This window comes from Pseudomonas sp. URMO17WK12:I11 (assembly GCF_007677725.1).
GTDB lineage: Bacteria > Pseudomonadota > Gammaproteobacteria > Pseudomonadales > Pseudomonadaceae > Aquipseudomonas.
Map to the genome: position 1 here is coordinate 54,893 of NZ_VEDF01000001.1, position 17,758 is coordinate 72,650.

15 protein-coding genes are annotated in these 17,758 nt (G+C 62.9%); 8 read left to right on the top strand and 7 right to left on the bottom strand.

Going from position 1 to position 17,758, the window contains the following annotated elements; all coding sequences use genetic code 11:
- The first annotated feature begins 296 nt into the window (after positions 1–296).
- Together rlmKL and FS665_RS00240 are read left to right on the top strand one after the other, a co-directional pair.
- Positions 297–2,489 carry a bifunctional 23S rRNA (guanine(2069)-N(7))-methyltransferase RlmK/23S rRNA (guanine(2445)-N(2))-methyltransferase RlmL gene (rlmKL, locus tag FS665_RS00235; protein ID WP_145181598.1) on the top strand — a complete coding sequence of 731 codons (2,193 nt, stop codon included), beginning with the start codon at positions 297–299 and terminating at the stop codon, positions 2,487–2,489.
- Positions 2,490–2,583: 94 nt separating this feature from the next.
- Complete coding sequence (locus tag FS665_RS00240; protein ID WP_145181600.1) at positions 2,584–4,977, top strand: diguanylate cyclase; 2,394 nt, start codon at positions 2,584–2,586, stop codon at positions 4,975–4,977.
- A 57-nt stretch (positions 4,978–5,034) separates the two neighbouring features.
- Here the strand turns inward: FS665_RS00240 and dacB are convergent, their stop codons facing one another.
- Positions 5,035–6,498: a D-alanyl-D-alanine carboxypeptidase/D-alanyl-D-alanine-endopeptidase gene (gene dacB / locus FS665_RS00245; protein WP_145181602.1), complete on the bottom strand. Its 1,464-nt coding sequence runs from the start codon at positions 6,496–6,498 to the stop codon at positions 5,035–5,037.
- Between the two features lie 187 nt (positions 6,499–6,685).
- On the opposite strand from dacB, the gene FS665_RS00250 reads away from it, so the two are divergent.
- A complete protein-coding gene (locus tag FS665_RS00250; protein ID WP_060508095.1) occupies positions 6,686–7,030 on the top strand; it encodes a YggL family protein in 345 nt (114 codons plus the stop codon).
- Positions 7,031–7,066: 36 nt separating this feature from the next.
- Here FS665_RS00250 and FS665_RS00255 read toward each other — a convergent pair whose 3' ends face one another.
- The 6 genes from FS665_RS00255 to FS665_RS00280 all read right to left on the bottom strand — a co-directional run bounded on the left by FS665_RS00255 (position 7,067) and on the right by FS665_RS00280 (position 14,038).
- Entirely contained in the window at positions 7,067–10,666 is a 3,600-nt protein-coding gene (locus tag FS665_RS00255; RefSeq protein ID WP_145181604.1) for an ATP-binding protein, read from the bottom strand.
- Positions 10,667–10,674: 8 nt separating this feature from the next.
- The gene (locus FS665_RS00260) at positions 10,675–11,295 is read right to left on the bottom strand and encodes a response regulator transcription factor (RefSeq protein WP_145181606.1); all 621 of its coding nucleotides are present in this window, start codon (positions 11,293–11,295) and stop codon (positions 10,675–10,677) included.
- A 282-nt stretch (positions 11,296–11,577) separates the two neighbouring features.
- Entirely contained in the window at positions 11,578–12,909 is a 1,332-nt protein-coding gene (locus FS665_RS00265) for a deoxyguanosinetriphosphate triphosphohydrolase (RefSeq protein WP_145181608.1), read from the bottom strand.
- 104 nt (positions 12,910–13,013) lie between these two features.
- On the bottom strand, positions 13,014–13,343 hold the full coding sequence (locus FS665_RS00270) for a hypothetical protein (protein WP_145181610.1): 330 nt from the start codon (positions 13,341–13,343) through the stop codon (positions 13,014–13,016).
- The gene (locus FS665_RS00275; protein ID WP_145181612.1) at positions 13,340–13,714 is read right to left on the bottom strand and encodes a phage holin family protein; all 375 of its coding nucleotides are present in this window, start codon (positions 13,712–13,714) and stop codon (positions 13,340–13,342) included. The genes FS665_RS00270 and FS665_RS00275 overlap by 4 nt, the downstream gene beginning before the upstream one ends.
- Positions 13,715–13,723: 9 nt before the next feature.
- Positions 13,724–14,038, bottom strand: coding sequence for a YqjD family protein (locus FS665_RS00280; RefSeq protein WP_145181614.1), 315 nt, complete (start codon positions 14,036–14,038; stop codon positions 13,724–13,726).
- Between the two features lie 312 nt (positions 14,039–14,350).
- Between FS665_RS00280 and FS665_RS00285 the strand changes: the two genes are divergently transcribed.
- The 5 genes from FS665_RS00285 to FS665_RS00305 all read left to right on the top strand — a co-directional run bounded on the left by FS665_RS00285 (position 14,351) and on the right by FS665_RS00305 (position 17,722).
- Positions 14,351–15,559, top strand: coding sequence for an ammonium transporter (locus FS665_RS00285; protein ID WP_145181616.1), 1,209 nt, complete (start codon positions 14,351–14,353; stop codon positions 15,557–15,559).
- Between the two features lie 70 nt (positions 15,560–15,629).
- Positions 15,630–15,869, top strand: a complete 240-nt coding sequence (locus FS665_RS00290) for a glutaredoxin family protein (RefSeq protein ID WP_145181618.1) — start codon at positions 15,630–15,632, stop codon at positions 15,867–15,869.
- A gap of 104 nt (positions 15,870–15,973) precedes the next feature.
- On the top strand, positions 15,974–16,405 hold the full coding sequence (locus FS665_RS00295) for a D-Ala-D-Ala carboxypeptidase family metallohydrolase (protein ID WP_145181620.1): 432 nt from the start codon (positions 15,974–15,976) through the stop codon (positions 16,403–16,405).
- A 71-nt stretch (positions 16,406–16,476) separates the two neighbouring features.
- Entirely contained in the window at positions 16,477–16,785 is a 309-nt protein-coding gene (locus FS665_RS00300) for a transcriptional regulator (RefSeq protein ID WP_145181622.1), read from the top strand.
- A 49-nt stretch (positions 16,786–16,834) separates the two neighbouring features.
- Complete coding sequence (locus tag FS665_RS00305) at positions 16,835–17,722, top strand: pseudouridine synthase (RefSeq protein ID WP_145181624.1); 888 nt, start codon at positions 16,835–16,837, stop codon at positions 17,720–17,722.
- Positions 17,723–17,758: the final 36 nt, after the last annotated feature.

The following is a 17,758-nucleotide window of genomic DNA, read 5'->3' on the forward strand; positions in this document are numbered from 1 at the left end:
GTTTGCCGATCCTTGGCGTCATTTTGCCAGCGTCGGTGCTACCTAGCAGAAATATCAGGTAATGCGACGAAGGGTCACGCTGTCACCGTCGCTGCGAGAAATTATTGGTACTGCCTGATGATCTAAGCTGTTTTTGCCCCCTGGCAAACGGCGGATGGATCAGGTGGCCCGGCTCTGCTGCTGCTCAACGCACAGGCAGAGCCACTCGAATGCTTGTTGAAAGGGCATTCGGGCAAACATCGGTCAGGCGATGCGTCGCCTGGTCACCTCTTTAAGCCAAAGGCGCTGGAATACTCATGTCGGACCGTTTCGAACTCTACCTTACCTGCCCCAAAGGCCTGGAAGGCCTGCTCGCTGATGAAGCCCGGGGCCTGGGCCTCGACGATGTACGCGAGCACACCTCGGCCATTCGCGGCGTCGCCGATATGGAAACCGCTTACCGCCTGTGCTTGTGGTCGCGTCTGGCCAACCGCGTGTTGCTGGTGCTAAAGCGCTTCGCCATGAAAAACGCCGACGATCTGTACGATGGTGTACACGCCCTCGATTGGGCGGATCACCTCGCCGCCGACGGTACCCTGGCCGTGGAGTTCAGTGGTCATGGCTCGGGCATCGACAACACCCACTTCGGTGCGCTCAAGGTCAAGGACGCCATCGTCGACAAGTTGCGCAACCGCGAAGGCCTGCGTCCTTCGGTAGAAAAGATCGACCCGGATGTGCGCGTGCACCTGCGCCTGGATCGCGGTGAGGCGATCCTCTCCCTCGACCTGTCCGGCCACAGCCTGCACCAGCGCGGTTACCGCCTGCAGCAAGGTGCCGCGCCGCTCAAGGAAAACCTGGCGGCGGCGGTGCTGATCCGCGCCGGCTGGCCACGCATGGCCGCGCAGGGCGGGGCGCTGGCGGACCCGATGTGCGGCGTGGGTACGTTCCTGGTGGAGGCGGCGATGATCGCCGCCGACATCGCGCCCAACCTCAAGCGTGAGCGGTGGGGTTTCACTGCCTGGTTGGGCCACGTGCCAGCCACCTGGCGCAAGGTTTTCGAGGAGGCCCAAGCCCGCGCCCAAGCGGGCCTGGCCAAGCCGCCGCTGTGGATCCGTGGCTACGAAGCCGACCCGCGGCTGATCCAGCCAGGGCGCAACAACGTCGAACGTGCCGGCCTTGCCGACTGGATCAAGATCTACCAGGGTGAGGTGGCCAGCTTCGAGCCGCGTCCGGACCAGAACCAGAAGGGCCTGGTGATCAGCAACCCGCCCTACGGCGAGCGTCTGGGTGATGAAGCCAGCCTGCTGTACCTCTACCAGAACCTCGGTGAGCGCCTGCGCCAGGCGTGCATGGGCTGGGAGGCTGCGGTGTTCACCGGTGCCCCGGAGCTGGGCAAGCGCATGGGCATTCGCAGCCACAAGCAATATGCCTTCTGGAACGGCGCCTTGCCGTGCAAGCTGTTGCTGTTCAAGGTGCAGCCCGACCAGTTCGTGACCGGCGAGCGCCGCGAAAACCAGGGCGACCACGCACAGCAGCGTCCACAGGGCGCGCCGGCCAGCGAGCCGGCACGTCTTTCCGAAGGCGCACAGATGTTCGCCAACCGCCTGCAGAAGAACCTCAAGCAATTGGGCAAATGGGCGCGCCGCGAGCAGGTCAGCTGCTACCGTCTGTACGATGCCGACATGCCAGAATATGCCCTGGCGGTCGACCTGTACCAGGACTGGGTCCACGTACAGGAATATGCTGCGCCGCGATCCATCGACCCGGACAAGGCCCAGGCACGCCTGCTCGATGCCCTGGCGGCCATTCCCCAGGCCTTGAACATCGACCCGCAGCGCGTGGTGCTCAAGCGCCGCGAGCGTCAGAGCGGTACCCGCCAGTATGAGCGCCAGGCCACTGAAGGGCGCTTCCAGGAAGTCAGCGAAGGCGGCGTCAAGCTGTTGGTCAACCTCACCGACTACCTCGATACTGGCCTGTTCCTCGACCACCGCCCGATGCGTATGCGTATCCAGCGCGAAGCTGCCGGCAAGCGTTTCCTCAACCTGTTCTGCTACACCGCCACGGCCACCGTGCATGCGGCCAAGGGCGGGGCGCGCAGCACCACCAGCGTCGACTTGTCGAAAACCTACCTGGACTGGGCGCGGCGCAACTTGGCGCTGAACGGGTTCTCCGAGCGCAATCGCCTGGAGCAGGGTGATGTGATGGCCTGGCTGGAAGCGCATCGCGACAGCTACGACATGATTTTCATCGACCCACCGACCTTCTCCAACTCCAAGCGCATGGAAGGCGTGTTCGATGTGCAGCGCGACCATGTCCAGCTGCTCGACCTGGCCATGGCGCGTCTGGCGCCGGGCGGGGTGCTGTACTTCTCCAACAATTTCCGCAAGTTCCAGCTCGATGAACACATCAGCACGCGCTATGCGGTGGAGGAAATCAGCGCGCAGACCCTGGATCCGGACTTCGCGCGCAACAACCGTATCCACCGTGCCTGGCGCCTGCAGCTGCGCTGATTGGACGAGGCGCATTGCGGGGCTAATGGCCAATAGCTATAACTGAGCTCAGGGCCCGAGAATTCGCAGGACGCTGACGTGACGAGATTGATCTATGTCGAAGTGGGGCGTGCGTGCGAAGGTGTTGGGTTTCTGCAGCGAGACGATGGCTGCCTGGGCAGTGGCGCTGGTGGCGCTGGTTGCCGGCGCCCTGTTGTCGGCGGCCTTGGCCATGGCTGCGCAGGCGTTTTACAAACAACAGCTGCGCCAGCGCTTCGAGTTGCTGGCCAGCGAACGCCATAGCCGGATCGCCGAACGCTTCGGCGATCAGGAGCAACGCCTGGACGGCTTGCGGCGCTTCTTTACTTTCTCCAGCGAAATCACCCCAGCGGAATTCGATGGCTACGCACGGCCGTTACTGCAGCGCACCCAGGCCTATTCCTGGGCGCCGCGGGTCGAGGCGGCGCAGCGAGGCGATTTCGAGCGCCAGGCCAGTGCCTGGCTGGGCCAGCCCTACCAGATCCGAGAGCTCGACGACGCCGGGCACTGGCGACCTGCCACTGCGCGCGACCACTACTACCCGGTACTGTACGCCCAAGGTGATGCGGCGCAGCTGCAACCCTTTGGCCTGGACATGCGCAGCCAGTCGGCCCGCGAGCAGACGCTGCAGCGGGCACAACGTCCGGGTAGCATGGCCGTGTCGGTGCCAATCGATCTGCTGGATGTCGCGCCGCTGCATGTACGTGGACTTTTAATGGTCGCTCCGGTATTCCCTGCGACCCCAGTGGCGCAGACGCCAAGCGGGTATGTCATGGGCCTGCTCAACATGCGCCAACTGGTCACCGAAGACCTGCCCATCCCGGCCAATGACAACCTGGTGGTGCGCATCACCGACCCGAGCGGCGCTCAAGGCGGGGAAGTCCTGTTCGATTCAGGCAACCCCATTGCGCCGCTGCCCATGCTCAGCAGTCAGTTGCTGCACCTGGCTGACCATCAGTATCAAGTCGATATTCGCCCAAGCCAGGCATTCGTGCAGGCCAACCGGTCCACGGCGGCGCTGAGCGTCGGCCTGCTTGGCGGGCTCTTGAGCCTGCTGTTGAGCGTGCTGCTGTACAGTCTGTTCAGCCAGCGCCAGCGGGCCATGACCCTGGTCGAACAACGCACCCGGCAGTTGCGCGTCAGCGAACATTCGCTGCGTGAAACCCACGGGCAGCTGCGCAGCGTGCTGGATGCCGCCACGCAGGTCGCGATCATCGCGACCAACCTCAAGGGCGTGGTCAGCACCTTCAATGCCGGTGCCGAGCGCATGTTGGGCTATACGGCCAGCGAAGCGATCGGGCAGCTGAAGCTCGAGCAGTTGCTGCTGCCCGATGAGCTCAGTCTGCGCGCCCGCGCCCTGAGCGAGCGCTTCGGCTGCACCATCGCCGCCGGCCAGGCGATGTTCGCCGAAAATATCCAGCGCAGCGGTGGCGAGCCTAGCGAGTGGACCCTGGTGCGCCGCGACGGCACGCAGTTGCTGGCCAATATGCTGGTGACTGCGGTCATCGATGAGCAAGGGCTGTGGGTCGGCTACCTGGCGATCTGCATCGATGTAACCGAGCGTCGCCGCGTCCTCGAAGCGCTCGCCCTGCGTGATCGCTTGCTGGAGAAACTCAGTGCCGAGGTGCCGGGCGGCATCTATCAGTACCAGCTCGACGCCGACGGGCATGTCTGTTTCCCCTACGCCAGCGCCGGGCTGTACGACATCTACGAGATCGACCTGCAGCGGCTGCGCGAGGATGCTGCGGTGGTCTCGGAGCGGATTCATCCCGATGACCTGGAACAGGTCCAGCGTTCGATACGCTATTCAGCCGAGCACCTCACGCCCTGGCGCGAGGAGTATCGCGTATGCCTGCCGCGTGCCGGCTTGCGTTGGGTACGCGGCGAAGCCACACCGGAGCTTGGCGAGAACGGCTGCACGCTCTGGCACGGCTACTTGACCGATATCACCGATCTGAAGGATGTCGAGGAGGAGCTTCGCGCGTTGTCGGTGACCGATGCGCTGACCGGCATCCATAACCGCCGCTATTTCCAGGAGCGGCTGAAGGTCGAACTCGACCGCGCCCAGCGCGATACGCAGGATCTGGCGGTGATCATGTTCGATATCGACCACTTCAAGCGCATCAACGACCAGTATGGTCATGCTGCCGGTGACCTGGTGCTGCGCCGCTTGTGTGAACGTATCACCCAGCGACTGCGCCGCACCGATGTGTTCTGCCGCTTGGGCGGCGAGGAATTCATGGTGTTGTGTCCCGGCAGCAGCGCCGAACAGGCGCGGCTGTTGGCCATGGAACTGTGGCAGAGCGTACGCGGCGTTCCGATAGAAGGTGTCGGCGAGGTCACCGCCAGTTTCGGCGTGGCCGGCTGGCGCCCAGGGGAGGGCGCCGATGCGCTGCTGCTGCGCGCCGATGCCGGCGTGTACGCCGCCAAGCAAGCCGGGCGCGACCGAGTCGAGGCGGAGCTGAGCTGAGCGGGCTTGTGTGCGCGATCGCCGCGCATTCAAGGGCCGCTGTCGGCTAGCCCCGGTTCATTGCGCGGCTGCGGTGGCACCGTTGTTCAGCTTCGGCTGGCGATACAGCTCCAGCAGCACCTGATCGAGCACCTGGCCGGCGCCCCAGGGCTTGGGATCGTTGAGAATCGCCGCCACCGCCCAGGTGTTGCCGTTGCTGTCGCGGCTGAAACCTGCAATGGCGCGCACGGTGTTGAGGGTGCCGGTCTTGATGTGCCCTTCACCGGTCATGGCAGTGCGCTTGAGCCGCTTGCGCATGGTGCCGTCCATGCCCACCAGCGGCATCGAACTGATGAATTCGGCGGAGTACTTGCTGTTCCACGCCGCTTGCAGCATCGCTGCCATCTCGCGGGTGCTGACCCGTTCGGCGCGCGACAGGCCGGAGCCATTTTCCATTACCAGATGCGGTGCCGTGATGCCTTTCTTGGCCAGCCACTGGCGCACTACCCGCTGGGCCGCGCGGGCATCGTCGCCGTCGGCGTCGGTACGGAACTGCGCGCCAAGGCTCAGGAACAACTGCTGGGCCATGGTGTTGTTGCTGTATTTGTTGATGTCGCGGATCACTTCGACCAAGTCTGGGGAGAATGCCCGGGCCAGCAGGCGCGTGCCTTTTGGAACGTTCTCGATACCGTCACGGCCCTGAATGCTGCCGCCCAGCTCGTTCCAGATTGCGCGCACTGCGCCGGCGGCGTAGGTCGGGTGGTCGAGCAGCGACAAGTAGGTCTGCGAGTTGCAGCCGTCGCCAAGCTGGCCTGTGACTGTGACGGTGACGCCATCGGCTTGCGGCACCGGGTTGTAGCGCACATCGCCGCTGCATTGCTTGGACGCCACGGCTTTGACCTGGTTATCGACACGAATGCTGGCGATCGGCGGCTCGACCGCCACGGTGACCTTGCCGCCGTCGTTGCGGGTGACGAAGCGCAGGGCCTTGAGGTTGACCATCAGTGAGTCGGGTTTGACCAGGAACGGCTTGTTGACGTCACCGCCGTCGTCGTTGAACTGGGGCAGGTTGGGCTGCACGAAATGGCTGCGGTCCAGCACCAGGTCGCCGGTCACGGTGCGTACGCCGTTGGCGCGCAAATCACGCATCAGCAGCCAGAGCTTTTCCATGTTCAGCTTGGGGTCGCCGCCGCCCTTGAGGTAGAGGTTGCCATTGAGGACACCGTTGCTCAGGGTGCCATCGGTGTAGAACTCGGTTTTCCACTGGAACGTCGGCCCCAGCAGTTCGAGCGCGGCGTAGGTGGTGACAAGCTTCATGGTCGAGGCAGGGTTGACCGATACATCGGCATTGAACACCGTCGCGGTACCCGGGCCGTTGAGTGGCAGCATCACCAGCGACAGGGCGTTGTCCTGCAGCTTGTTGGCCTTCAATGCCTGCTGAACCTTCGGCGGCAGGCTGGTGTTGACGGGGGCCGCGTGGCTGGCCATGGCCAGCGGTAGCAACAGGCTGGCGAGAACGAGGGGGCGGAGCTTTTTGATCATAAGAATTGGATGCCCTACGGACGAGGGAAAATGACATTGGGGCTGTAAGAGATGATCACCCCAGTACGAAATATAGAGCGCATTATGCCCCAAGCGCACCCTACATGCGCCACGTTCGACGGAAAAGCGCCTTTGTAGCGTGGAAACTGGTAAAGTGCCGCGCGTTATTACTTAAGAGGATTGTTTCATGGCTACCAACCGTTCCCGTCGTCTGCGCAAGAAACTCTGCGTCGATGAATTCCAGGAGCTGGGTTTCGAACTGAACCTGGGTTTCAAGGAAGACCTGTCCGACGAAGCCATCGATGCCTTCCTCGACGCGTTCCTGGCTGAAGCCATGGACGCCAACGGCCTGGACTACGTCGGCGGCGATGACTTTGGTCTGGTCTGCCTGGCCAACCGTGGCTCGGTCAGCGAAGAGCAACGCGCTGCCGTTGAAGCCTGGCTCAAAGGCCGTAGCGAGCTGACCAGCATTGAAGTCAGCCCGCTGCTCGATGCCTGGTATCCGGAAAAGCCGATCAACCCGGCTTCCTGATGCACATGAGCGACGCCCTGCGCGGGCGTCGCTCGTTCAAGCCTGGGCCAGTTCCTCGGCCAGCGCTTTCTCCACGCGGCGCATGTGCCGTGCCAACGCCTGTCGCAGCAGCTTTAGTCGCTGCACGGACAGTTGCTCGTTCTCGAAAGCCTCACAGACTGTCATCAGCTTCTTCGCCTCCAGCACGCGTGCCGCGCTGAGGATCTTGTGTGCCTGCTCACGGATCTGCGCTGCTTGCTGCTCAGGGTCCAGGCGCATGAGGGTGCTCAAGTCCTCACCGAGGCTGGCGTGAGCGGCGGCCAGGAAATACCTGCGGTTGTGTGGATCGTGGCCAACGATACTGGCCAAGCCTGCCAGGTTGATCGGTGCGCCAGTCGCGCGCTTGCGCTGCGGTGCGACCTTGGCAAGGTGCTGGCTGAGCGTACGCAGGCTGATGGGCTTGAGCAGGCAGTCATCCATGCCCGCAGCGAGACAGCGCTGGCGCACTTCCGGTTGCGCATTGGCCGTGTACCCTAGGATCACGCAGCGCGGCCGACCCTTTTGCCGCTCCTCGCTGCGTACGGCGGTGGCCAGCTGGTAGCCGCTCATGTGCGGCATACTGCAATCGAGGATCAGCACGTCGAAGGCTGTTTGTCGCCATTTGTGCAAGCCTTCCCGGCCATCGCTGGCACTGGCGTGGGTCAGGCCCAGGTAGCCCAGCTGCTGGGCCATCAACATGAGGTTGGCCGGATGGTCGTCGACGACCAATACCCTGAGCTCGGCAGACGGAGCCTCGATCTCCTCAATGTCTGGATCCGTCACGTTCGGCGGGGCGACGCGTTCCACGGGTAGCGTCAGCTGTACCCGTGTGCCGAATTGCGCAACGCTCTTGATGGCCAGGTTCCCACCCATCATCTCGCTGAGGCTGCGGCAGATGGCCAGCCCCAGCCCTGTACCCGCGCGTGCGCCCTGGCTGTTGGGGTTGGCCTGTACGAAAGGATTGAACACGCGCTGCAGATCGTCATCATCAATGCCGATGCCGCTGTCGCGAACCTCCAGCTCCAATGTACTCGGCAGACCCGCGCCTGCTTCGCGCAGGCCCAGGCTTACCTGCACCTGGCCGTGTTCGGTGAACTTGATGGCGTTGCTGATCAGATTAGACAGAATCTGCTTGAAGCGCAGTGGGTCGAGCAGCACGTGAGTGCGTGTGTCCGGATTGATGCACAGGTTGAGGGTCAGGCCCTTCTGCCGCGCCTGGCCGTCGAACACGCGGCCAACCGACTCCACCAGAGCTGCAGGGTCGACGGCTTGCGGCGTGAGCGACAAATGCCCTGACTCGATGCGCACGATGTCCAGGATGTCGCCGATCAAGCCCAGCAGGTCGCTGGCCGACTGGTGCGCGACGTCCAGCGAAGCTATATCGACCTGACCCTCGCGGGCGCGTCTGACAGCCAGCTCGAGCATGCCGATGACGGCGTTCATGGGGGTGCGAATCTCATGGCTGATGGTGGCCAGGAAGGTGCTCTTGGCGCGGTTGGCGTCATCGGCCAGGCGCTTGGCTTCGCGCAGATCCTGCACCAGCTTGCGCCGATCGGTGATATCGATCCAGCCGCCGATGATGCCTTGCACTTCGCCCAGCGAGTCATGATAGGGCAGGATCCAGTGGTAAATGGTGATCTCGCCGTCTTTGAGCTGCAACGGACGGTCGATGATCAGCGGCGTACCATCGGCCATGACCTGCTCGTAATCGGCCTGGATCTGGCGGTTGTTCGCCGGGCTGGCGAAAGCGTGTTGCGCCACCGGTTTGCCGATCACCTGGTCGAGGCTGGCTTGCACAGCTTCCAGGTAGCTGGCGTTGCAGCTTTGCAGCAGGCCCTGGCGATCGCGCACGTACATCGGATGCGGCGTGCCATTGAGCAGCGTGCTCATGAACGCCAGCTGGTCGCTCAGTGCCCGCTCGGCACGCTGGCGCTGGCGAATCTGCCCGCGCAGGCGCGCATTCCAGAGCAAGGCCAGCAGCAATAGCAGGCCACTGCCGAGCAGCACTTGCAGGATCAGGCGGCGCAGGCCCAGCCAACTGCTGTCCTCGTGGCCATCGTAGCCGCGCCAGCGGTTGTTGATCACACCCAGTTCTTCGGGGGAAATGCTCAGCAGCGCCTTGTCGAGGATCGAGCTTAATGCCGTGTGCTGCGCGGTGGTCGCCATGGCGAAATTGGCAGGCTCGCTGCCGACGGTGCTGCGGATGATCAGATCGGGGTTGCCGGCCAGCGCGTGATTGGCGTCGATCAACGGGGTAATGACCGCGTCCACCGCGCCGCTGTTGAGCAGCGCGACCGAATAGAACGGGCTTTCGGTTTCGATCCAGCCGATACCGGGGTAACGACTGGTCAGCAGTTCGCCAAGGTTGCTATAGCGGGAGATGGCGATGCGCCGCCCCTGCAGTAGCTCCAGGGCGCCATAGGCTTGATCTTTTACCCGTGTGACCAACACCTGCGGGCTCTCCAGGTACGGTCGACTCAGGCGCAAGCCTCTGTCGCCGAGGCCGTCGCTGGACAGCGCGGCGATCATGTTGACCCGGCCGTCTTCGAGCTGCCCGAGCATGTCGGCGATGCCGCTGGCGCGCTGGATCTCGAAGCGCAGCCCGGTGCGCAGGCGGATCAGGTCCAGCAAGTCGGCGGTGATGCCGCGAAAGTGGCCGTTGCTGTCGAAAAACGAAAGCGGCGCCGCCGTTTCGTCGATGGCTACGCGCATTACCGGGTGCTTGACCAGCCACTGCTGCTCCTGCGTGTCCAGGTGCAGCGTGCGCTCGCTCAGCAGCAGGTCGCCGCCAGCGCTCCAGCGCTTGAAGATACTGGCGCGCACGGCGCCGGACTGGCGATCGAGAGTGGCATTGACTACCTCCCTGAGCAGCACGTCATCGGCGCGCATGGCAAAACTGAAGCCGAAACTCTCATGCTGGCCAAAGCTGGCCATGCGCAAGCGGGGCAGATGGCCTCGGTTGAGTTGGTAATGGGTAGAGATGGTGTCGCCGATGAACACATCGGCCTGGCCGAATGCCACGGCATTGAGCGCTTGGGTCGAGGAGCCGAACGCCAGCAGCTCGGCCTTGGGGTAGATCCTGCGTACCTCTTCGCGCGGCAGGTAATGGTACAGCATGCCCAGGCGCAGGCCTTCAAGGCCCTGGTTGAGTGGCCGTTGTTCGTCCTCGCGGGTAACCAGGACCGGTTGATCGACTGCATAGGGATGCGACAGCGCCAGCCCTTCGCTGGCGGCTTCGTAGCCGTTGGCGCTACCTAAAAGGTCGATTTCGCCGCGTTTGAGCGCTTGCACTGCGGCTTGTCGGCTGGGATAGCGCAGCACTTGCACCGGCAGGTTCAACGCCTTGCCGATGAGGCTTGCGTACTCAGCGGTGAGGCCTTGATAGACCTGGCTCCCACTGGTGATGTCGAAGGGCGGGTAGTCAGGCGCCGAAGTGCCCAGCACCAGTGCCTTGCGCGTGCGCAGCCACTCGCGCTGGGGTTCGCTGAGCCTGGGGTTCGAAGGCAGCGCTGATGAGCGGGCCAGCAGCGTGTGCGGGGTGACGTCGTGAGTCGAGGCCTGGGCCAGATTGCAGGTGAGTGCCAAGGCAATTATCAATGCGGAAAACAGCTTTACCATCGTGTGCCTCAGACCAACGCGTTACGTTTTGCCATTTCAATCAGGTCGACTAAGTTGTCGACCTCGAGTTTTTGCATGAGCCGCTTTTTGTAGGTGCTCACGGTCTTGTTACTCAGGAACATGCCCTTGGCAATCTGCTGGTTAGTCCGTCCCTGGGCAAATAATTGCAACACCATTAGTTCGCGGTCATTAACCAGTCGGAACAATCGCAGGTCGGCGTCTGCTGTTTCATGGGTTGGGTGAATGGCCTGGCTAGGGAAATAGTTGTAACCGGCGAGCACCGCCTTGATGGCGCTGAGCAGTTCACTGAGGTCCTCTTCCTTGCAGACGTAGCCCGCCGCGCCGGAGTGCATGCAGCGCACCGCGAACAATGCCGGCGCCTGCGCCGTGAGGATCAGGATCTTGAGAGGTAGGTCCATGGCATGGAAGCGCGCCAATACCTCCAGGCCGTCAAGCCTGGGGATGCTGATGTCCAGGATCACCAGGTCTGGCTGGGCTTCGCGAATCAGCTGCATGGCGTCCACGCCGTTGTCCGTTTCGCCGACGACCTTGTAATTTTGATTCTCTAGCAACATGCGGACAGCCAGGCGAATGACTGGATGGTCATCTACGATAAATACAGTGTTCATGCTCAAGTTCCCTGCGGCAAGTGGCCGATGCAGGTCGCACCTTACCGCAGTTGTGGGACGAGGAGGGGGCGTGAAGCGGGTATTGGCTCTATATGGGAAACGGCTTACAGCTCACGCGCAGTTAGAAGGGTAAGTGTAAGAAATTACATCGCTGTCAAAGGTCTTTTGGTAACTTTTTGTTTGTGTGTTTAGTTTCCGTTTATTAAAACGCGTAACTTTGTAGGAAGCTTCCTAGGGCTGAGGTAGCATCGCCCAATCCGGCGCTGGGCGATGCTGCGTGAGTCAGGTCGGCCCGCTATGGCCGGTCATCTCTCGCGCCATCTCACTGGCGTAGCTGTCGGTCATGCCGGCGATGAAGTCGATCATGCGCAAGAAGGCGGTGTACAGCGAATCGCTCGGTTTGGGTGCACTGTTGCCGATCAGGTCGAGCACACGCCGGCTCTTGAACGAGGGGGTACGCCCGCCGTGTTGCTCCAGCGCCGCTCCACAACAGGTGTTGAGGAGAATCTCCAGCGTGGTGTAGGCGCCGATCTCGTGTAACGTCTTGCGTTTGTCTTGAAAGATCTTGTTGCGCGCCATGTCCTTGGCTTGCAGCACGCAACGCTTGGCGGGGCCGTGCATGTGCTCGACCAGGTCGCCGCTCAGTTGGCCGCTGAGCAGCGCCGTTTGCTGCTCGACGAAAGCCTGGGCAGCCGCGTTGGTCAGGTGCTCGATCGCCTTGCCGCGCAGGATCGCCAGCTTGCGCCGGCGTGACTCGTGAGGGCCGAGTTGCCGATAGGTCTCCGGCAAGTCGTCGCCGACCAGGTCGAGCAGCAGGGCCTCGACCTCGCTGTAGTGCAGCAACTCCATCTCCAGGCCGTCTTCCAGGTCGATCAGGGCATAGCAGATGTCATCGGCCGCTTCCATCAGAAACACCAGCGGATGGCGGGCCCAGCGTTGGTCCTCGAGCAGCGGCAAGCCGAGCTTGTCAGCGATCTGCTCGAGCAGCGGCAGTTCGCTCTGATAGCAGCCGAACTTGTGTTTCTTGTAGCCCAGCGCGTCGGCATGGCGGGCGCTCCAGGGGTATTTGAGGTAGGTGCCGAGCGTGGCATACGTTAGCCGAGTTCCGCCATCGAACTGATGGTATTCAAGCTGGGTCAACACCCGAAAACCCTGGGCGTTGCCTTCGAAGTTGAGAAAGTCGGCGCGTTCATGGTCGAGCATGTCGTCCAGCCAGCCGCGCCCGGCAGCCTGCTGGAACCAATGGCGGATGGCATCTTCACCGGAATGCCCGAACGGCGGATTGCCGATGTCGTGGGCCAGGCACGCCGACTGCACGATCATTCCCAGGTCGCTGGGTTCACACCATTGCGGGAGGCTGTCGCGCAGCGTCTCGCCCACCCGCATGCCCAGGGAACGGCCAACACAGCTGACTTCCAGGGAGTGGGTCAGGCGTGTATGGATGTGATCGTTGCTGGTAACCGGATGCACCTGGGTCTTGCGGCCCAGGCGGCGAAAGGCCCCGGAAAAGATGATGCGGTCATGGTCTTTGTGAAAAGGGCTGCGGCCTAGCTCATCGGCGCTGTACAGCGCTTTGCCCAGGCGTTCGCGGGTCAGCAGGGTGTCCCAATCCAAGACGCTGTCTCCTGTCGATCGAAAGCTATAGCTTCCCGCGCGATACACGGAGGCGCAAGGGCGGGGGCGTAACCGGCCCGGTTGAAACAGGGCCGGTGCAAGCGTCAGCGATGGCGGGTGCCTTGCAGATAAAGGCGTACCAAAGGCAGCAATGTCGCGCCCAGCTTGGCCATGCGACCCAGCTTGCCGCTGCGCACGCCTTTACCGGTGAAAAAACCCATCGCCAGCACCGCGCCAATACCCCATAACGGGCCGTGCTTGATGCCCAGGCCGCCATGCAGCGAGTTGCCCATGCCGCGCAGCCTGTGCAATGGCTGCAGCAACTGGCCCGTCTCGTGGCGCACTTCCTGACGGTGCATCTCCATGCGCAAACGCAGCAATGCCTTGCGCAGCTCGCGTGGATTGCGGGTGGTGGGTAGGTCAGGCAGGTTCATGGCAACAGGCGCTCCCGATCCTTGGCCAGCTCTTCGAGGGTCGAGCTGAACGGTGACGATTCGTCGAATACGGCCGACTTGAGGCGCATGCCGCAATAGAGCGCCGCCAGGCTGTAGAAGACACACAAGCCAGCGATCCCGGCCAGGCGGTAGCTGTCCCACAGCAGCACCAGCAACAGGCCGGAGAGTGCTGTCAGCAGCAACAGTGCGAACACCAGTGCCAGACCTGCGAACAAGAGCAGACGCAAGGTCCGCCCCTTCTGCTCCTGCAACTCGATGCCAAACAGTTCGATGTGGCTGTGCAGTAGCCCCAGCAGTGCCGCGCCTAGGCGTTTGCCCGTGGCGCCGGTGCCCATGCTGTGATTGTCCATGGCAACTCCTCAGCGCCGATTGGCCAGCAGGCCAATCAGCAGGCCGACGCCGGCCGCGATACCAATGGCATGCCAGGGTTTTTCCTGGACGTACTGTTCTGCATCGCTCAACGCTGCCTGACCGCGCTCGCGCAGCGATTCCTGAGTGACCTGCAGGGTTTCCCGGGCCTGGTTCAGGCGCTCGTGCACCTGGGCGCGCAGCTCTTCGGCCTGATCACCCGCCAGGTTGGCGGTGTCGGCCAAGAGCTTTTCGGTGTCGCGAACCAGGGCCTGGAAGTCAGCCATCAAAATTTCCTGCGCATTCTTTGCCGATTTGCTGGCCATGGGCCTCTCCCTGTGTATGTGTGTAGGTAGTTCGAGTAACCCAGCGTCTGGAAGGTTCATTGGCAGCACTGGTACGCGCCTTGCTACTGCCTGATGCCACAACGCGGGGCATACCGTGCGGCGCTGCGCCGATGAGGGGCGCAGAACCGGGGCGACACCGATAAACATTAACTCAATCCTCGACAAACCCAAGAAAAAACCAGGCAGGCTGTGCCGCGCTGTTCGAAGCCGGGGTACGGTTGGCACCGAAGCGGTGCAGGGATGCTGGGTCTTGAACTGTCCTGGTGCTTTTTTGAATAGGCCTGCCACTCGATGGATACCGCTCACAGCGCAATGGACTCCCTGGTCCACAGCTCCAATACCCTGTTCATCCTGATGGGCGCCATTCTGGTGCTCGCCATGCATGCCGGCTTCGCCTTCCTGGAAGTGGGCACTGTGCGCCACAAGAACCAAGTCAACGCGTTGTCGAAAATCCTCAGCGACTTCGCCATTTCAGCGCTGGTCTACTTCTTTGTCGGCTACTGGATCGCCTACGGCGTGAACTTCATGGCCCCCGCTGCGCAGTTGGCGAGCGATCACGGCTACGCCCTGGTCAAATGCTTCTTTCTGCTCACCTTTGCCGCCGCCATTCCGGCCATCATCAGCGGCGGCATCGCCGAGCGCGCGCGGTTCGCTCCGCAGCTGTGCGCGACAGCGCTGATCGTGGCGTTCATCTATCCCTTCTTCGAAGGCGTGGTATGGAACGGCAACCTTGGACTGCAGGGTTGGCTGCAAGCGCGCTTCGGCGCACCGTTCCACGACTTTGCAGGCTCGGTGGTGGTGCATGCCATGGGCGGCTGGCTGGCGCTGGCCGCAGTGCTGCTGCTGGGCGCGCGACGCGGGCGCTACCGTGATGGTCGGCTGGTGGCCTTTGCGCCTTCGAGCATTCCGTTCCTGGCGTTGGGCTCGTGGATTCTGATCATCGGCTGGTTCGGCTTCAACGTGATGAGCGCGCAAACCCTGCAGGGGGTGAGCGGCCTGGTCGCGATCAACTCGCTGCTGGCCATGGTCGGCGGCACCCTGGCCGCCCTGCTGGCCGGGCGCAACGACCCAGGGTTCCTGCACAACGGCCCGCTGGCCGGGCTGGTGGCGATTTGCGCCGGCTCCGACATCATGCACCCGCTCGGCGCGCTGGCCACTGGGCTGGTGGCGGGGGTGCTGTTCGTCTGGAGCTTCACCGCTGCGCAAAATCGCTGGAAGATCGACGATGTGCTGGGGGTGTGGCCGCTGCACGGGCTGTGCGGCCTGTGGGGTGGTATCGCCTGCGGGGTGTTCGGGCAGACCGCGTTCGGTGGCATGGGCGGCGTCAGTCTGATCAGTCAGCTGCTGGGTAGCCTGGCGGGTGTCGGCGTCGCCTTGGGCGGTGGTTTCGCGGTCTATGGTGTGATTCGTCGCGTGCACGGTCTGCGCCTGAGCCATGAACAGGAATTCCAGGGTGCCGACTTGTCCTTGCACCGCATCGGCGCCACCAGCCAGGATTGACCTGCATGCGTGCAGAACGGCCACTGGGGACTTAGAATGGGCTTTCCTCTGCGTACAGCGAGCCCTGCCCATGCTGCCTGAATGCCAACTGTACGGCACGCTCGGGTGCCACCTGTGTGAAGTGGCCGAAGCGGTGCTGATGCCTTTCGTCGATCGCGGCCTGCTGATCGAGCTGGTCGACATTGCCGAGGATCAGGCGCTGGTCGAGCGCTATGGCCTGATCATTCCGGTGCTGCGCCGCACGGACACCTCGGCCGAGTTGCTCTGGCCGTTCGACGCCGAGCAGGTGGTGGCGTTTCTCGCGCCGTAACTGCCGGAGGAAGCCTGGCCCTCCTGCATCGAGCAGATGCCTTGGCGATGATGGCCGGCCGATGAATGTTCATCGGCCCATGCACCGTCATCGAGAGGTTCGTCATGTTGATCACGCCGCATTTCACCCTGGAAGAACTCATCACCTCGCAAGTCGCTGCAAGGGAAGGGCTCGATAACCAACCAACGCCTGCAGCGATGGACAATCTGCGCCTGCTTTGCCAGGCCCTCGAGCAGGTTCGGGCGTTGTTCGGTCGCCCCATCATCATCAACAGCGGTTACCGCAGCGCGGCTGTCAACGCGCGCGTTGGCGGGTCAGCGACCAGCCAGCATCTGCGCGGCCTTGCGGCAGACTTCACGGTCGTCGGGGTGAGCTGTCGCGACGTCGTCAAGGCGGTCAGCGAAAGCGACCTGGCGTTTGACCAGCTCATTCTAGAGTACGACCGCTGGGTTCATCTTTCCGTGGTGCCCACCGGGGCTCGCCGCCAGGTACTCACCCTTCGCGCGGGCACTGGCTACCTGCCGGGGTTGCAATGAGCATGCGCGCGATTGACGCCACCCGATCGCGTTCGTATGCTGTATATAAATACAGTATCGAGGTGAAACCCATGCTCAACGTCGAGCAACTCAAGTACAGCGTCAACCGCATGCCGGTCGAACGGGTGTGCGACGCGGTGCTGGAATTGCGCCTCGAAGGCCTGGTGACCGACGATCGCACGCCCTTCGGCAAGGTACATTTCAACACCTGCTTCGCCGAGATCGAAGCCTTGTTCCAGCGCGCTGGGTATCACCGGGGGCTGGACGTGGTGGGCTACCAAGGCCTGGTGTATGCCTTGTACGACCCCAACCGTTGGGAGGCCGTGCAAGTGCTGCGCTGGTTGAAGGCGCACTGCGAGCGTCTCGCCGAGGCTGGCTGACGGGCCGGGGTTGAAGGATAATCCCGGCTTTGACCGTTCGAGCCTCGCCATGACTGCGCCTTTCGACCCCGCCCATCAGCAAGCCAGCACCGTGTGCCTGCCGCCCGGTCATTGGGCCACGGTGCTCGACTGCCTGTGCGATCATTTCAAGGCCATCGAGCGGGGCCAATGGCTCGACCGTTTCGCCCGCGGCAAGGTGCTCGATGCCCACGGTCAGGCGATAGCCCCGGATCTACCGTACCGGCGTGGCATGCGCCTGCATTACTTTCGTGAGGTGCCCAACGAACGGCCGATCCCCGTGCAAGAACGCATCCTGCATGCCGATGAGCACCTGGTAGTTGCCGACAAGCCGCATTTCCTGCCGGTCACGCCAAGCGGCGAATATGTCGAGCAGACGCTGTTGCGCCGACTGATCAAGCGCCTGGATAACCCGCGCCTGGTGCCGCTGCACCGTATCGATCGGCACACGGCCGGCCTGGTGCTGTTTTCCGCCAACCCGCAGACGCGCAGCGCCTATCAACAATTGTTCCCGCAGCGGCGCATCGATAAACACTATCAGGCAATCGCCCCGGCCCTGACCCAGCTGGCTTTTCCGCTGGTGCACAAGAGCCGACTGGTGCATGGCGAGCCGTTTTTCCGCATGCAGGAGACAGCGGGTGCGGTCAATAGCGAAACGGTAGCGCGCGTGCTGGAGAAAAACGGCGATCTGTGGCGCTACGGGCTGTCGCCAATTACCGGCAAAACCCATCAGTTGCGCGTGCATATGGCGGCGTTGGGGGCGGCAATCTGTAACGATCCGTTTTATCCGCAATTGCTCGATACACCGCAGGACGACTACCACAACCCGCTGAAGCTGTTGGCCCACAGCTTGTCGTTCGAGGATCCGCTGAGCGGCGCGCCCCGGTTTTTTCAAAGCGAACTGTCTTTGGACTGGTAAAAGAAAACGGCCCTGTCGCGCACGCTAGAGCGACAG

Excerpts from the sequence above, each read along its gene's own strand:
- FS665_RS00300 (WP_145181622.1), top strand. The coding sequence starts at position 16,477 with ATGCTCAACGTCGAGCAACTCAAGTACAGCGTCAACCGCATGCCGGTC.
- FS665_RS00275 (WP_145181612.1), bottom strand. The coding sequence starts at position 13,714 with ATGGACAATCACAGCATGGGCACCGGCGCCACGGGCAAACGCCTAGGC.
- rlmKL (WP_145181598.1), top strand. The coding sequence starts at position 297 with ATGTCGGACCGTTTCGAACTCTACCTTACCTGCCCCAAAGGCCTGGAA.
- FS665_RS00285 (WP_145181616.1), top strand. The coding sequence starts at position 14,351 with ATGGATACCGCTCACAGCGCAATGGACTCCCTGGTCCACAGCTCCAAT.
- FS665_RS00305 (WP_145181624.1), top strand. The coding sequence starts at position 16,835 with ATGACTGCGCCTTTCGACCCCGCCCATCAGCAAGCCAGCACCGTGTGC.
- FS665_RS00240 (WP_145181600.1), top strand. The coding sequence starts at position 2,584 with ATGTCGAAGTGGGGCGTGCGTGCGAAGGTGTTGGGTTTCTGCAGCGAG.
- FS665_RS00290 (WP_145181618.1), top strand. The coding sequence starts at position 15,630 with ATGCTGCCTGAATGCCAACTGTACGGCACGCTCGGGTGCCACCTGTGT.
- FS665_RS00260 (WP_145181606.1), bottom strand. The coding sequence starts at position 11,295 with ATGAACACTGTATTTATCGTAGATGACCATCCAGTCATTCGCCTGGCT.
- FS665_RS00270 (WP_145181610.1), bottom strand. The coding sequence starts at position 13,343 with ATGAACCTGCCTGACCTACCCACCACCCGCAATCCACGCGAGCTGCGC.
- FS665_RS00280 (WP_145181614.1), bottom strand. The coding sequence starts at position 14,038 with ATGGCCAGCAAATCGGCAAAGAATGCGCAGGAAATTTTGATGGCTGAC.
- FS665_RS00295 (WP_145181620.1), top strand. The coding sequence starts at position 15,974 with ATGTTGATCACGCCGCATTTCACCCTGGAAGAACTCATCACCTCGCAA.
- FS665_RS00255 (WP_145181604.1), bottom strand. The coding sequence starts at position 10,666 with ATGGTAAAGCTGTTTTCCGCATTGATAATTGCCTTGGCACTCACCTGC.
- dacB (WP_145181602.1), bottom strand. The coding sequence starts at position 6,498 with ATGATCAAAAAGCTCCGCCCCCTCGTTCTCGCCAGCCTGTTGCTACCG.
- FS665_RS00250 (WP_060508095.1), top strand. The coding sequence starts at position 6,686 with ATGGCTACCAACCGTTCCCGTCGTCTGCGCAAGAAACTCTGCGTCGAT.